14 protein-coding genes are annotated in these 14,752 nt (G+C 33.2%); 7 read left to right on the top strand and 7 right to left on the bottom strand.

The features are described from left to right. The first annotated feature begins 161 nt into the window (after positions 1-161). The 3 genes from FUA24_RS14185 to FUA24_RS14175 all read left to right on the top strand — a co-directional run bounded on the left by FUA24_RS14185 (position 162) and on the right by FUA24_RS14175 (position 4,262). The gene (locus FUA24_RS14185) at positions 162-2,453 is read left to right on the top strand and encodes an inorganic phosphate transporter (RefSeq protein ID WP_148543435.1); all 2,292 of its coding nucleotides are present in this window, start codon (positions 162-164) and stop codon (positions 2,451-2,453) included. Positions 2,454-2,533: 80 nt separating this feature from the next. Next, complete coding sequence (locus FUA24_RS14180; protein WP_148543434.1) at positions 2,534-3,253, top strand: DUF6503 family protein; 720 nt, start codon at positions 2,534-2,536, stop codon at positions 3,251-3,253. 148 nt (positions 3,254-3,401) lie between these two features. Further along, complete coding sequence (locus tag FUA24_RS14175) at positions 3,402-4,262, top strand: OmpA/MotB family protein (RefSeq protein WP_148543433.1); 861 nt, start codon at positions 3,402-3,404, stop codon at positions 4,260-4,262. A 140-nt stretch (positions 4,263-4,402) separates the two neighbouring features. Here the strand turns inward: FUA24_RS14175 and FUA24_RS14170 are convergent, their stop codons facing one another. From FUA24_RS14170 to FUA24_RS14160, 3 genes are all read right to left on the bottom strand, one after another. Further along, the gene (locus FUA24_RS14170; RefSeq protein ID WP_148543431.1) at positions 4,403-6,901 is read right to left on the bottom strand and encodes a ribonucleoside-diphosphate reductase subunit alpha; all 2,499 of its coding nucleotides are present in this window, start codon (positions 6,899-6,901) and stop codon (positions 4,403-4,405) included. Positions 6,902-7,085: 184 nt separating this feature from the next. Further along, positions 7,086-8,066: a ribonucleotide-diphosphate reductase subunit beta gene (locus FUA24_RS14165; protein WP_148543429.1), complete on the bottom strand. Its 981-nt coding sequence runs from the start codon at positions 8,064-8,066 to the stop codon at positions 7,086-7,088. Between the two features lie 303 nt (positions 8,067-8,369). Continuing rightward, a complete protein-coding gene (locus FUA24_RS14160; RefSeq protein WP_148544289.1) occupies positions 8,370-8,933 on the bottom strand; it encodes a DUF3109 family protein in 564 nt (187 codons plus the stop codon). A gap of 97 nt (positions 8,934-9,030) precedes the next feature. Here FUA24_RS14160 and FUA24_RS14155 point away from each other — a divergent pair, with 97 nt between their 5' ends. From FUA24_RS14155 to FUA24_RS14145, 3 genes are read left to right on the top strand one after another with little or no spacing between them, the layout of a single operon-like run. Continuing rightward, positions 9,031-9,612, top strand: a complete 582-nt coding sequence (locus tag FUA24_RS14155; protein WP_148543427.1) for a MarC family protein — start codon at positions 9,031-9,033, stop codon at positions 9,610-9,612. Between the two features lie 3 nt (positions 9,613-9,615). Continuing rightward, positions 9,616-9,819 carry a hypothetical protein gene (locus tag FUA24_RS14150; RefSeq protein ID WP_148543425.1) on the top strand — a complete coding sequence of 68 codons (204 nt, stop codon included), beginning with the start codon at positions 9,616-9,618 and terminating at the stop codon, positions 9,817-9,819. Positions 9,820-9,821: 2 nt separating this feature from the next. Beyond that, positions 9,822-10,430: an FAD-dependent oxidoreductase gene (locus FUA24_RS14145; RefSeq protein ID WP_148543423.1), complete on the top strand. Its 609-nt coding sequence runs from the start codon at positions 9,822-9,824 to the stop codon at positions 10,428-10,430. Between the two features lie 58 nt (positions 10,431-10,488). Here FUA24_RS14145 and FUA24_RS14140 read toward each other — a convergent pair whose 3' ends face one another. The 4 genes from FUA24_RS14140 to FUA24_RS14125 all read right to left on the bottom strand — a co-directional run bounded on the left by FUA24_RS14140 (position 10,489) and on the right by FUA24_RS14125 (position 13,968). Next, positions 10,489-10,953, bottom strand: coding sequence for a globin family protein (locus tag FUA24_RS14140; protein WP_148543421.1), 465 nt, complete (start codon positions 10,951-10,953; stop codon positions 10,489-10,491). Positions 10,954-11,075: 122 nt separating this feature from the next. Then, positions 11,076-12,668: a S41 family peptidase gene (locus FUA24_RS14135; protein WP_148543418.1), complete on the bottom strand. Its 1,593-nt coding sequence runs from the start codon at positions 12,666-12,668 to the stop codon at positions 11,076-11,078. Beyond that, on the bottom strand, positions 12,668-13,099 hold the full coding sequence (locus FUA24_RS14130) for a deoxycytidylate deaminase (RefSeq protein ID WP_148543416.1): 432 nt from the start codon (positions 13,097-13,099) through the stop codon (positions 12,668-12,670). The genes FUA24_RS14135 and FUA24_RS14130 overlap by 1 nt, the downstream gene beginning before the upstream one ends. 275 nt (positions 13,100-13,374) lie before the next feature. Then, entirely contained in the window at positions 13,375-13,968 is a 594-nt protein-coding gene (locus tag FUA24_RS14125) for a HupE/UreJ family protein (protein ID WP_148543414.1), read from the bottom strand. Between the two features lie 111 nt (positions 13,969-14,079). Here FUA24_RS14125 and FUA24_RS14120 point away from each other — a divergent pair, with 111 nt between their 5' ends. Beyond that, positions 14,080-14,592 (top strand): hypothetical protein, encoded by a 513-nt coding sequence (locus FUA24_RS14120; RefSeq protein WP_148543412.1) that lies wholly within the window; start codon positions 14,080-14,082, stop codon positions 14,590-14,592. Positions 14,593-14,752: the final 160 nt, after the last annotated feature.

The following is a 14,752-nucleotide window of genomic DNA, read 5'->3' as shown; positions in this document are numbered from 1 at the left end:
GTATTAAGTTATTAAAAAATATTGATTTTTCGATTAAAAGCTTTATTAGCTAGTTAAACTATTACTTACAAACAAATATGGAATAGAACATAACATTAGTTTAACATTAGGTTTAATAAAAAACAAGACATTTGTTCCCAATATATTTTACCCTAGTTTAGATGGATAATCTTTATACTTTTATGATCATTGCTCTTGCTATTTTGGCAATTGCAGACCTAGTAGTTGGTGTAAGTAACGATGCTGTAAACTTCTTAAACTCAGCAATTGGCTCTAAAGCTGTTTCATTTAAAACATTGATGATTGTTGCCAGTATTGGGGTAGCATTTGGTGCACTATCCTCTAGCGGTATGATGGAAATAGCCAGAAAGGGTATTTTTGTTCCGGGAGAATTCGTCTTTGACGAAATCATGATCATATTTATGGCAGTAATGATTACAGATATTCTCCTGCTGGACTTCTTTAATACCTTAGGGTTACCTACTTCAACTACGGTATCTATTGTTTTTGAGCTTTTAGGAGCATCGGTTTGTGTTGCCATTATTAAGATATCGGCCGATAATTCACAAAGTCTTCTGGATCTTGGGAATTATATAAATAACGAAAAAGCTATAGAAATTATTCTGGGAATTCTCCTGTCTGTAGTCGTCGCCTTTTCTGTTGGTGCTATAGTGCAGTATGTATCCCGTCTTCTACTTTCTTTCAATTTTAATCAGAAACCTAAATATTACGGTGCTATTTTTAGTGGATTTGCCGTTACTTCTATCATGTACTTCATTCTTATAAAAGGCATTAAGAATGCTAGTTTTATGAATGATAATTTAAAAAGTTTAATATCCAGCAATACGGAAATGACATTAATTGCTGGTTTCGTATTGTTCACCATAATTTCATTTTTACTCATACAATTCCTAAAAACTAACATTTATAGAATCATTATTATAGTTGGAACTTTTGCTTTAGCTGTAGCTTTCTCCGGTAATGATTTAGTAAACTTTATTGGCCCTACAACTGGAGCATACCAAGCTTACGTTGATTTTGGAAATCCGGCAATAAACACTGCTGGCCTATCGGCTACGGAATTCACAATGGAAAGCTTGAGTAAAAAGATACATACACCTACTATTATACTGCTAATTGCAGGTTTGGTTATGGTATTAACACTATGGTTTTCTAGTAAAGCAAAAGCTGTTGTTAAGACTTCTGTTGATTTGGCACGTCAAGACAATGTTAAAGAACGTTTTGAGCCTAATTTCTTATCTAGAAGTATAGTAAGAATGACTATAGCTACCTCTGAAGCTGTGAATAATTTGATTCCAGACTCTGCTAAACGTATTATAGACAGGCAGTTTAAAGAACCCGTTTTAACAGCTGCTGTTAAAAAAGAAGACATGCCAGCTTTTGATATGGTTAGGGCAGCAGTTAATTTAATGGTTGCCAGTGTACTTATTTCTATAGCTACTTCAATGAAACTTCCTTTATCTACAACCTATGTTACGTTTATGGTTACCATGGGAACTTCTTTAGCAGATAGAGCTTGGGGTAGTGAAAGTGCTGTATATAGGGTTGCAGGTGTACTAAATGTAATTGGAGGCTGGTTCCTAACCGCGCTAAGTGCTTTTGTAGCTGCCTCAATAATGGCAGTAATACTATACTATGGAAGAGGTTATGCGTTAGTTGCACTTTTAGCCTTTGCTGTTTTTGTACTTTTTAGAAACTATTTAAGTCACAGAAAAAAATCTAGAATTCTTAAGGAGGAAGATTCACTTAAAAAGGCAGAAAGCAGTTCTATTCAAGGTGTTATACTAGAGAGTGCCAACAATATTGCCAATGTTGTAAAAAGAGGAAATCGCATTTATACCAATGCCGTTAACGGGCTTGCTACCCATAACCTTAAAATGCTCAAGAAGAATAAAGCACAAGTAGAGAGTTTAAACGATGAAATAGATGACCTAAAAGATAACATCTTCTATTTCATTAAGAATTTAGATGAACCTAGTGTAAGTGCCAGTAATTTTTATTTAAGCATTTTAAATAACTTACAAGACATGGCGCAGTCTTTAAGGTATATTTCAAATTCAAGTTATAAACACGTAAATAACAACCATAAAAAATTAAAATTTAGCCAAATAAAGGAGCTTAAAGAAATTGATGATGTGTTTGAAAAATTACTTTTAGATACAAATGAAGCCTTTAGTTCTGGCTCTTTTGACAAAATCGGAGCGGTACTTGGTACAAAACCTGAAGTGTTCAATATGTTAACTGAAAAAATTCAAAAACAAGTTGAACGTACCAGAACAGAAGAATCAAGCCCTAAAAACACCACCTTATATTTTGGCATTTTGTTAGAAACCAAAGATTTACTAACTGCTACTATGAGTCTTTTAGAAGAATATTACAATTCTCATGATGACTCTGTAGAACCCGCCACTGTATCTACTGAAGAAGAATAACCAAATCCTCCTCAATATATATTAAAAAGCTCCTTAAACAAGGCGCTTTTTGTTTTTGTATATTTAACAAAAAAGAAATTATGCTCAAGAACGTCTTACTTATAGCCCTAATGCTTTCAACTTTGGCAACACACGCCCAGAGCCTTTCTGGTGAAGAGCTTCTTGAAAAAGCAATACAATATCATGACCCAAATAATAACTGGAGCTCCTTTATGGCTGATTTTAATATTACCATGGAAGTCCCAAACAAATCCTCACGGTTAAGTGCTATTACAATAGATTTACCCAACGAGTATTTTAAGGTTTCTGCTAAAAGAGACACTATTACTACAACATATACAGTAAATAAAGGCAACTGCTCTTTTGCCTTGAATGATTCCGAAAATGTATCTACAGAAGACAAAGAAAAGTATAAACTAAACTGTAAACGCGCTAAACTCTTCAAAAATTACTACACCTATCTTTATGGTCTACCAATGAAGTTAAAAGACCAAGGCACTAACATTGCTCCTAAAGTTGAAAAAAAGACATTTAGGGGAAAGACCTATTTAGTTCTAAAGGCCACCTACAATGCAGAAGTTGGAAGCGATATTTGGTATTTCTATTTTAATCCGGAAAACTACGCAATGGAAATCTATCAGTTCTACAAAACTGACGCAAACGGCAGCATTAAAAAAGATTCTGGAGAATATATCTTATTAACGGAAGAAAAGACCGTAAATGGTATTAAAATGCCAAAAAATAGAGCTTGGTATTACAATAAGAATGATAAACTTTTAGGTACCGACATCTTAAATTAATTAGCTTTAAGTTCGCTCTCACCCTCAGGTTTTATGAGGTCTAAAACGAAAATACTAATATTATTTCACCTCCTGTTTTTTTATAATTAATGTATTTAAACGTCTGAATACGCACTTTAATCGTACATAAGACAAACATATATTAATTATGAAAAAACTATCCATTTTACTATTACTAACCATCCTGAGCTTTTCATGTGTTTCTAAGAAAAAGTACATAGCTCTGCAACAAGAAAACGGCGAGATTAAAAGTGAACTTTTAAAAACTAAAGTTGCTAAAGAAGATTTAGAAACTAAATTCGATAAAATCCAAGAAAGAGTTGATGCTTATAACTCTAAAATAGCTTCGCTGAAACAAGAAAACAATACAAAATTAGATGCAGTTGGCAACATTGCTGTAATTTCTAATGACACCAAAATTAAAATGCGTGAGACTTTAAAACATGTTGACGCTAACAAATTAGCGCAAGCTAAAACGCTTAAAGATTCTATGAATCTTGCCGTAGCTTATAATTTAGAAAAAACAATAGGTGAAAGCAATATGAGCGAAGATGAAGATTTTGCAGTAAACATCAACGAAACTGTTGTGATGATTTCTATTGCAAATGATATGTTATTTAACACCGGAAGTTATAGATTAAGCTCTAAAGCTGATACGGTTCTTAAAAAGTTAGCTGATGTTATTAATTCTGAACAAAGCTTAGATGTAATGGTTGAAGGTCATACCGATGCTAGAACCATAAGTACAGAATTTCTAGCTGATAACTGGGATTTAAGTGTTATGAGAGCTACCTCTGTAGTACGTAAACTTCAAGAAAAGTATGGTGTAGCACCAGAAAAATTAATTGCGGCTGGAAGAAGTAGCTACCAACCTATTGCCGAAAATAATTCAAAAGAAAATAGAGCTAAGAACAGACGTACAAAAATCATTATTCTACCAAATATTGATAAGTTTTTTGCCCTAATGTCTGAGAACGATACTGCCGTTGTAGAACATATAACGCAGTAATTAATTAATCCATTTATTTTATAGCAAAAAGCCACTTTTAAAGTGGCTTTTTTTATATCACATTCACAAAAAAAGCACCTCAAATGAGATGCTCTTTTTAAATTTGGGGTTCCCCCTTTCGAGGGAACTAATCCCAGTCCTTAAGATCCGCACATTAAGCAATCATCTCCTTCTCCTGCCTTTGCCTGCGCAATAAGCGCTTTCATTTCCTCTGGAGACATTGGCTCTACGTCTACCTCTTTTGCTGGCGTACTTTGCTTAGCAAATTTAGCTGCGTTTTGTGCTGCCAATTTTTCTTTTTTAGCCTTATGTTGTTCTGTTTCTACAGAATTATCTACTTCTACCGCCGAAGCTACTGGCTCTTCTTTCTTACTCGTTTGAAGCGTAAACTTAATAGCATCTACCGCACTCTTAGTACGTAAGTAATACATTCCAGTTTTTAAGCCGCTTTTCCAAGCATAGAAATGCATTGAAGTTAATTTAGCCATTGTAGCACCTTCCATAAATAAGTTAAGCGATTGAGACTGATCTATAAAGTAGCCTCTTTGGCGAGACATATCTATAATATCTTTCATACTTAACTCCCAAACGGTTTTATAAAGATCCTTAATATCTTGAGGAATGATATCTATATTTTGAATAGACCCGTTAGCTCTCATGATATCTTGTTTAAGTGCCTCATTCCACAGTCCTAATTCTACTAAATCTTCTAATAAATGTTTGTTAACAACAATAAACTCACCAGATAATACACGACGTGTGTAAATGTTAGATGTGTAAGGTTCAAAACACTCATTATTTCCTAAAATCTGAGATGTAGATGCTGTAGGCATTGGCGCCACCAATAATGAATTACGCACACCGTTTTTCTTAACATCTTTGCGCAATTTAGCCCAATCCCAACGTCCACTTAATTCTTCGTCTTTTAACCCCCATAGATTATGTTGGAATTCGCCTTTACTAATTGGAGAACCTTCATATGTTTGGTAAGGCCCATCAGCCTTAGCTTCTTCTACACTAGCTGTAACAGCAGCAAAATAAAGCGTTTCAAAAATCTCTTGATTCAATTTTTTAGCTTCATCACTTGTAAAAGGCATACGTAACTTAATAAACGTATCGGCTAATCCCTGCACTCCTAAACCAATAGGACGGTGACGCATATTTGAGTTTTCCGCCTCTTTTACAGGATAATAATTTCTATCAATTACCTTGTTTAAGTTTTTCGTAACACGCTTTGTAATACGGAATAACTCCTTATGATCAAACTCACCATTTTTAATGAACATTGGTAATGCAATAGAAGCCAAATTACAAACCGCAACCTCATCTGGAGACGTGTATTCTAAAATCTCAGTACATAAGTTTGAAGAACGAATAGTTCCTAAATTTTGCTGATTAGATTTACGATTAGCAGAATCTTTATATAGCATGTAAGGCGTTCCCGTTTCAATTTGAGATTCTAAGATTTTCTCCCAAAGCTCACGCGCCTTAATTTTCTTTCTTCCTTTTCCTTCTGCTTCATACTTAGCATATAATGTCTCAAATTCTTCACTATGTGTGTCTGGTAATCCAGGACATTCATTAGGGCACATTAGAGTCCACTCTCCATCTTCCTCAACACGTTTCATGAATAAATCTGGAATCCACATAGCGTAGAATAAATCACGTGCACGCATTTCTTCTTTACCATGATTTTTCTTTAAATCTAAAAAGTCAAAAATATCCGCATGCCAAGGCTCCAAGTATACAGCAAAGCTTCCTTTACGTTTTCCACCTCCTTGATCCACATAACGTGCGGTATCGTTAAACACGCGTAACATTGGTACTATACCGTTACTTGTTCCGTTTGTTCCAGCTATATAACTTCCTGTAGCCCTAATGTTATGCATAGCTAAACCAATACCACCGGCAGATTGCGATATTTTAGCTGTTTGCTTTAAAGTATCATAAATACCATCAATACTATCTTCCTTCATTGTTAAAAGGAAGCAAGACGACATTTGAGGTTTTGGAGTTCCTGAGTTAAACAATGTTGGTGTAGCATGAGTAAAGTACTTCTTAGACATTAACTCATATGTTTCTATGGCTGCATCAATATCGTTTAAATGAATCCCTACTGAAACACGCATTAACATGTGTTGCGGACGCTCAGCAATTTTACCATTTAATTTTAAAAGGTAAGATCGCTCTAAAGTTTTAAATCCGAAATAATCATACCCAAAATCACGGTTGTATATAATAGTGGAATCGAGACGTTCTTTATTTTCCATTATTACATTGTACACCTCATCAGACAGCAGTGGTGCTTCTTTATTTGTTCTTGGATTTACATATACATATAAATCTTCCATTACCTCACTAAACGTTTTCTTAGTGTTTTTGTGTAAGTTAGACACCGAAATTCTTGCTGCTAAACGCGCATAATCTGGATGCGCCGTAGTCATAGTTGCTGCAATTTCTGCCGCTAAATTATCAAGTTCACTTGTGGTAACACCATCATACAAGCCTTCAATTACGCGCATGGTTACTTTTAATGGATCTACTAGCTCATTTAGTCCATAACATAATTTTCTCACCCTAGCGGTGATCTTGTCGAACATTACTTGTTCTTTTCTGCCGTCTCTTTTAATTACATACATGTTGCTTCAATACTTTTTAAGGTTCTTCTGAATCTCTCAGAAAAATGGATTAGTTAGTTATACTAAAAATTTGCTCTAGTGGTTAGTTAGAGAACGTTTAGTTGGGTATAGTTATAAAATTGTTTGCTTATTTTCCTAAGGAAAATAATAGGGTTCAAAAGAAAAAAACGGTTTAGTTTACAGATTAAAAATCTGCATCAAAACTAAACTTGTCTTTCTCTTCCTCTTTATTTAAAACACCTGCTTTTTGATATTCAGACACACGTTTTTCAAAGAAATTGGTCTTTCCTTGTAGGGAGATCATGTCCATAAAATCAAAAGGATTTGAGGTATTGTATACTTTTTCACATCCTAGTTCACTTAATAGTCTGTCTGTTACAAACTCTAAGTATTGCGTCATTAAGTTAGCATTCATTCCAATTAAACTAACTGGTAATGATTCTGTTATAAATTCACGCTCAATGTCTAGTGCATCCACTAAAATTTCAGTAATTCTAGATTTTGGCACTTTGTTTACTAAATGATTTTGGTGTAAATGAACTGCAAAATCACAGTGTACACCTTCATCTCTAGAAATTAGCTCATTAGAAAAGGTTAACCCTGGCATTAAACCACGTTTCTTTAACCAGAAAATAGAACAGAAAGCTCCAGAAAAGAATATCCCTTCAACTGCAGCAAATGCAATTAAGCGTTCCGCAAAACTTGGTGATTCAATCCATTTTAAAGCCCAATCTGCTTTCTTTTTAATAGCAGGAAAATTTTCTAAAGCTTTGAATAAAATATCTTTTTCTTTTTCATCTTTAACATAAGTATCAATTAATAATGAATACGTTTCACTATGAATGTTTTCCATCATAATTTGGAAGCCATAAAAGAATTTTGCTTCACTATATTGAACTTCGTTAACAAAGTTTTCTGCTAAATTTTCATTTACAATACCATCACTTGCAGCAAAAAATGCTAAAATGTGTTTTATAAAATAGCGCTCGTCGTCAGTTAATTTAGTTGCCCAATCTGTTAAATCTTGGTGCAAATCAATTTCTTCTGCTGTCCAAAAACTTGCCTCAGATTTTTTATACCATTCCCAAATATCGTGATGTTGAATTGGAAAAATAACAAAGCGATCTTTGTTTTCTTGAAGAATGGGTTCTACTGCCTGAGACATAATTTTTTAGTTTTTTATATAAAGTTTGACGATTTTTTTCTCGTTAGTTGAGGATAACAAAGATTGCAAAATGATTAATATGTTTTTAAAAAAACACCGAAAGCTTTTCAACAAGTTTTTAACAAAAACTAAAGCCTTAAAAACCAGAAAGTTTACAAGAAAAAACACTTAAATAACTTATAATCAGAGTTTTAAGTTTTTTTAAAAATCAAAAAGTTTACAAAAAAATAATATGTTCTTAACTTAAAAACCCCTTTAAACAAAGGGGTTTTTAAGGTTTTTTTACACGAAATATTACAGTTGTTAAAAAGTCTTAGCAACTTTATCTAACTCCATATACCAGTCTTCTCCAAATTTTCTAATTAAGGCCTCTTTTACAAATTTATAAACAGGAACTCCCAGTTCTTCACCTAACTCACAGGCATCATCACAAATTTGCCATTTGTGATAATTTACAGCTGAAAATTCGGTATAATCTGAAACTCTAATTGGATACAAATGACAAGATACTGGTTTTTTCCAATCTACCTCACCTTGATTATAAGCCTCCTCAATACCACACATAGCCGTTTCGTTGTCATCAAAAATTACATATGCACAATCGGCATTATTAATTAAAGGAGTTTCCAACTCGCCTTCTTCTGTTGTAATGTGGGTTCCTTGAGACGCTATTGCTTCAATACCTTCTTTTCTAAGAAATGGTTTCACCTTAGGATAGATCTCATCTAAAATTTTTATTTCCTCTTTATCTAAAGGCGCTCCAGCATCACCGTCTATACAACAGGCCCCTTTGCATGCAGATAAATTGCATACAAAATCTTTCTTCACCACATCTTCGGACACTATTGTTTTACCTAACTGAAACATATCTTCAAATATATTAGGCTGCAAAAATAGAGAAACTTTAGATTTTAATTAAGATTAAAATACCGACCTTTGCATTTTAATTGTAATTAACAAAGGCATGCAATTAGTTTTTAAGGAAATCTTTACTGCTTTCATGGTATTATTTGCTGTAATTGATATTATTGGCAACATCCCTATTATTATAGATTTACGTAAAAAAGTTGGTCATATACAAAGCGAAAAAGCTTCGTTAATTGCAGGTGGTATTATGATTATTTTCTTATTCTTAGGAAAAAGCATTTTAAACCTAATTGGCATTGACGTGAACTCATTTGCTATTGCAGGCGCTTTTATTTTATTTTTTATTGCTCTTGAAATGATACTTGGCATTACGCTTTACAAGGAAGAGGAAAATAATGTTATGACTGCCTCTATTTTCCCTTTAGCATTTCCTCTAATTGCTGGTCCTGGTAGTTTAACCACTTTACTTTCTCTTAGAGCGGAATTTAGAGTTGAAAACATTATTATAGCCATAATACTCAATGTACTCGTTATATTCATTGTTTTAAAAACTTCTAAAAAGATAGAGCGCTTTTTAGGATCTAATGGTATTAGTATAATTAGAAAAGTATTTGGCGTTATTCTATTAGCAATAGCTGTAAAACTATTTGCAGTAAATATTAAAATATTATTTAATTAACATATGAAAGTAGCTTCTACAATTGTTATCATATTAGCCTCTGTTATGGCTATCTTTAATCTTACTAAAATAGATTACGCTGCACCTTTTGAAAAACATAGCATTACTGCAGTTATTACTGTTTTGGCATCTTTATGCGCCATTCTCTTAATGCTTATTTTAAAAGTTTCGAGGAGAATAGACCAAAAAGTAAAAAACCGTAAATAAATATGTTCGATGTTTTAATAGTTGGTGGAGGTGCTGCAGGCTTATCTTGTGCTTTAGTGCTTGGTTCTGCAAAGGATAAGGCTTTTGCAAAAGACAAACACATAGGCATTATAGCGCATCAGAAAACTTCTCATTTACAAACGGCTTTATTTAATAATGTTTTAGGATTACCTCCTGGTACAACAGGAGCATCAATATTAGATAGTGGAAAACAACAGCTTAAAGATTTATATCCACATGTTGAGCAAATTGAAAACGAAAAGGTTTTGGACATCCTTAAAACTGACAATGGTTTCAAACTAACGACTAACAAAAACAACTACCTAGCAAAAATTATTGTGGTTGCTGTTGGATATACTAGTTTAATGAGAATAAAAGGTCTAGAACATTATGTAGAACCTCATCCTAAATCTCCAATAGAAAAAGATCGTATTTGGTTAAAAAATAGTGATCACTTAATTGAAGAGAACTTATATGTTGCAGGAACCCTCGCTGGTTGGCGAAGTCAATTTGCCATTGCTTCGGGTAGCGGTGCTCATGTTGCCACCGATATTTTAACCCTTTGGAACAATGGAAAGCACACCAAAGTTCATGATAAGATAGAGTCATAGAAAGAAAAAACAAGTCTAACACTTGTTCTTCCTTCCTTTATATAGAGTTAGATTTGGTTTACCAAAATTTCCACCAAGGCTTATCGCTAGATGCTTCTCCAGCTACTTTTAACTCAACCTCGGCAGCAGCATCTTTCATAGTTGTGGCTAAAACAGTATACACTTCAACCCAAGCGCCTTCTACCTCTGGAGTAAAGTCATCGCCCAAACCAGCTCCTAATGTATAAATTAGAGCTTCTCCCACTGTATCATAGTGACTATCTTCAACACCATAACCAACGTGATTTCTGCCTAAATTCTGTACAGCAGGAACTATAGCTTCAAGATTATTTAATCCGTTTACAGCTGTTCCAATCATTGTCATTAACTTTTTTCCCTGCTCCTTCATATCTCCTTTAAATAAAGGTTTTAATTTCGGATCTAATTCAAAAAGTTTGGCGTAAAAGATTTCTGCAGCTTTGTCTGCAATTGGAACAACCTTTTCAAATGTTCCTTGCACTAGTTCAATAGTTTTAGCTTCCATAGTTAGGCTTTCATTTTAATTTAATAAAAGCAAAACTAAAAGGTAAAGGGTAAAGTAAATATGAATTGAAACAGGTAAAAATATGTTTTTTAACAGCAAAAAAACATGACGCATGCCTCTAACTACAATTCTTTGCTTAGCTTAATAACTTCCTCAATCATAACATCTTTTTGGTTTACAACCTCTTCAAAAGCGCCATTACCAAATAATTGACCTGCTAAAGTGGCTTTTAAATAATGTTTCACCTCATCATGATAAGCAACAAAAGTAACTTTGGTTCTTGTTTGTGTATTTACGTAATCTTGAAATTTAATAACTAAACTATCATCTAATTCGAAATTCCTTATAAAGTAATCTCTTGATAAGCCATCATAAGCATGACGGTCTAAATCTAATTGGCGGAATATAAAATTATCAAAAAATTGATATTGCAAAATGTACTTTAAAGTTTCATTTTGCATACTGTTATCTATAGGAACAAAAATATCTGGAATTATACCACCACCTCCATAAACCACTTTACCGTTAGGTGTGGTAAATTTTAAAGAATCGGCTACTTCTATTTTTCTAGGATCTAACAGCTCTCCTCTTTCCAGTCTATCTGAATATTCATCATAATAATCTTTATGACCATTCTTTTTATAAGGTCTTTGAATGGAACGCCCTGTAGGCGTATAATATCTAGACACCGTTAGACGCACCGCACTACCATCTCCCAAATCCATTTCACGCTGAACCAAACCTTTCCCATAACTTCTTCTGCCAACAATAGTTCCTTTATCATTATCTTGTAGAGCGCCTGCAACAATCTCACTAGCCGATGCCGAATTCTCATCTATTAAAACATAAATCTTACCATTTTCAAAATCGCCTCTTTTGGTAGCGTAACTCTCTTCAATATGGCCATGTTTATTTTTGGTAAATAATATGAGTTTATTCTTTCCCAAAAATTCATCGACTATTTGTTCTGCCTGACTTAAAAAGCCTCCGGGATTATCTCTTAAATCTAAGGCTATTTCGGTAGCTCCTAAGTCAATTAACTTATCTAGACCTTTTTTAAACTCTTTATAGGTACTCTCAGCAAATCTGTTAACTTTTATATATCCCAATTTATCTGTTAACATATAGGCTGCATCTACACTCTTTATAGGAATGATGCCTCTTTTAACTTTAAAACTCAAGAATTCAGGTTCACCTTTTCGGTAAATCGTTAAGTTTACATCAGATCCCTCAGGACCTTTCAGCCTACTTACAATATCCCCATCTTTAATGTGTGCGCCATACAATGAATCTCCATCGGCCAATAAAATTCTATCTCCGCCTTTAATTCCAGCCTTTTCACTTGGACCTCCTTCAATAGTTCTTATTACTGTAATTGTATCTCTATAGGTATAGAAACTCACACCAATACCTACAAAATCACCTTTCATATTCTCAGTAACACTTGCAAGCTCCTCTCTTGGAATGTATACCGAATGCGGATCTAAGTTATCTAAGATACCATTAACCGTAACATCAACAATACTATCTGTGTTGATATCTTCAACATAATCGTATTCAATAAAATCTATAAGTCTGTTAAGCTTATCTTTATTACTATTTTTAGTAAACAGCTTTTCTGGAGAATCACTAAAATTTAGTTTTCCGCCTACTAAAACACCTACAGCTACCGCCGCACCAATTATTAAGGGTAAATATTTTTTTTGATAATGCATTAAACTGATAAATCTTCTATTAGCTGCAATTTCACTCCGGCTTTTTCCAAGAATTTTAACCCAGAATCATCTTTATAAGCCGTATGATAAACTACTCTTACGATTCCAGACTGATGTATCAACTTACTACATTCTCTACATGGAGATAGCGTTACATACAATGTAGCGCCTTTACATGATTGGGTAGACGCAGCCACTTTTAAAATAGCGTTAGCCTCTGCATGCAATACATACCATTTTGTATAGTTTTCTTCATCTTCACAACAATTTTCAAAACCGGTAGGTGTTCCATTGTATCCATCAGAAATTATCATTCTATCTTTTACAATTATGGCGCCTACTTGTTTACGCTTACAATAAGACAATTTTCCCCACTCCTTTGCTATTCTTAAATACGCCTTATCGTATTTTAACTGTTTATCTTCTATCATCAATTCTTTTTAAATTCCAATTTACGAAAGCGTCCTATAATCAAGACATTTAACTTGGAGCCTTTTACATGAAACATGTTTAAAAAACGTCAACATTCATCTCTTTCGCAAAAATGTAATAACGAATATAACCTGTTCGTGTTTTAATTACAACGCTAGTTCGTTAAAGTTTTTTAAAAGTTTAGTGATTTTAAACGATTTAGGAAGAAGAATACCCTAAATACAACACTTCTAAACGAACCGTTGGTTAACTATGGCATTAAAAGACAGTAAATTTACTTTGCTAACAAATCGCTTTCCAAAATCATTGGAAGCACCAATCCAACAACAATAGCAGAAACTACCATTACCCAGTCTCTTTTAGAGAATCTAAAAATTGTTTGCCCTAAGAAGCCCAAAAACAAGACTACAAATACAATAATAACTTGCGCCAGTTCAATACCTAATGCAAATTCTAGTAGAAGTAATAATTTGTTATCAGAATCCCCGAACATCATATGAAACTCCCTTGCAAACCCCAATCCATGTACTAAACCAAAAAAGAGGGTAGATAAAAACAAAACACTTACCTTCCCGTTTTTAACATTTTTACCCGCAGTAAACACGTTAAATAACGCCACAATTAAAATAGTAACTGGTATTAAAAACTCTACTAATTTTGGGTTTACTTTTACTACACCGTAAGCAGCCAAAACTAAAGATAATGTATGCCCTAAAGTAAAAGTAGACACCAAAAGGAGAACACGTTTCCAATCTTTAAATAGATAAGGAGCAGTTAGAACTATAAGAAATAAAACATGATCATACCCGTTAATATCTAAAACATGATTCATCCCATATTTTACATTATCCCAAAAGCTTTCTAACATATTAATTATAGTTTAAAGAGTGGCTCCCAAAAGTACGTGAATTTTTTCTTAAAAAATTCATAAAAGAAACTATTACTATATATTTGCGTTATACATAAAAAACATATGATTATGTACAGACTGTCTTTAACCATGCTTTGCCTGTTTCTAGTTATTTTCTCTTGTAAAAAGCAGAGTGATACTACTGATACTGTTCAGGAAAAAACGTCTCATGAGTTAACCGAAAAAGAAGTGTCTAAAATTGATTATGACGATTTTTTACTTGATGAAAAAACCATAGAATATACAGAGTATTGGGATCAATACAACGAACTTCAAACAGTTTTAGATAACTTTAAAAAAGCTGATATTAGTTTCCTAATAGAAAATAACGAAGTAGTTACAACCACATTAAAAGACCTAAAGCAAAACATACCAGAACCTTTAAACACGTCCTCAATAATTGCTAGAATCAATGCTTTTGAAACCAAATTTTTAAAACTAGAAAGTTTAGCTAATTTAAGCTCCACTTCTAAAGAAGAGTTAATCGCTTCTATTAAAGATGTTTTGGTAGCCTTTTCAAATTTTAACTTACAAATGAATAAAAAAGTTGAGTTTGATCATCTAAATATAGAAAAGCCTTAAAAAATATACAGTTGAGTTTTAAAAGCGGGTAACTTGCAAGTTATCCGCTTTTTTTGTGTTAAATTTTATTAAAAATATGTTAATAAATTTACTGTTTACATTAAAACAGAAAGTATTAGTACTAAATTGTAACACTTAAACTTTTTTAACCTAAAAAATG

This window comes from Seonamhaeicola marinus (assembly GCF_008085455.1).
This window is presented reverse-complemented; position numbering and strand designations above follow the sequence as displayed.

Coding starts and splice junctions, on each gene's coding strand:
- FUA24_RS14185 (WP_148543435.1), top strand. CDS start 162: ATGGATAATCTTTATACTTTTATGATCATTGCTCTTGCTATTTTGGCA.
- FUA24_RS14145 (WP_148543423.1), top strand. CDS start 9,822: ATGTTCGATGTTTTAATAGTTGGTGGAGGTGCTGCAGGCTTATCTTGT.
- FUA24_RS14175 (WP_148543433.1), top strand. CDS start 3,402: ATGAAAAAACTATCCATTTTACTATTACTAACCATCCTGAGCTTTTCA.
- FUA24_RS14180 (WP_148543434.1), top strand. CDS start 2,534: ATGCTCAAGAACGTCTTACTTATAGCCCTAATGCTTTCAACTTTGGCA.
- FUA24_RS14170 (WP_148543431.1), bottom strand. CDS start 6,901: ATGTATGTAATTAAAAGAGACGGCAGAAAAGAACAAGTAATGTTCGAC.
- FUA24_RS14140 (WP_148543421.1), bottom strand. CDS start 10,953: ATGGAAGCTAAAACTATTGAACTAGTGCAAGGAACATTTGAAAAGGTT.
- FUA24_RS14150 (WP_148543425.1), top strand. CDS start 9,616: ATGAAAGTAGCTTCTACAATTGTTATCATATTAGCCTCTGTTATGGCT.
- FUA24_RS14135 (WP_148543418.1), bottom strand. CDS start 12,668: ATGCATTATCAAAAAAAATATTTACCCTTAATAATTGGTGCGGCGGTA.
- FUA24_RS14125 (WP_148543414.1), bottom strand. CDS start 13,968: ATGTTAGAAAGCTTTTGGGATAATGTAAAATATGGGATGAATCATGTT.
- FUA24_RS14120 (WP_148543412.1), top strand. CDS start 14,080: ATGTACAGACTGTCTTTAACCATGCTTTGCCTGTTTCTAGTTATTTTC.
- FUA24_RS14165 (WP_148543429.1), bottom strand. CDS start 8,066: ATGTCTCAGGCAGTAGAACCCATTCTTCAAGAAAACAAAGATCGCTTT.
- FUA24_RS14155 (WP_148543427.1), top strand. CDS start 9,031: ATGCAATTAGTTTTTAAGGAAATCTTTACTGCTTTCATGGTATTATTT.
- FUA24_RS14160 (WP_148544289.1), bottom strand. CDS start 8,933: ATGTTTCAGTTAGGTAAAACAATAGTGTCCGAAGATGTGGTGAAGAAA.
- FUA24_RS14130 (WP_148543416.1), bottom strand. CDS start 13,099: ATGATAGAAGATAAACAGTTAAAATACGATAAGGCGTATTTAAGAATA.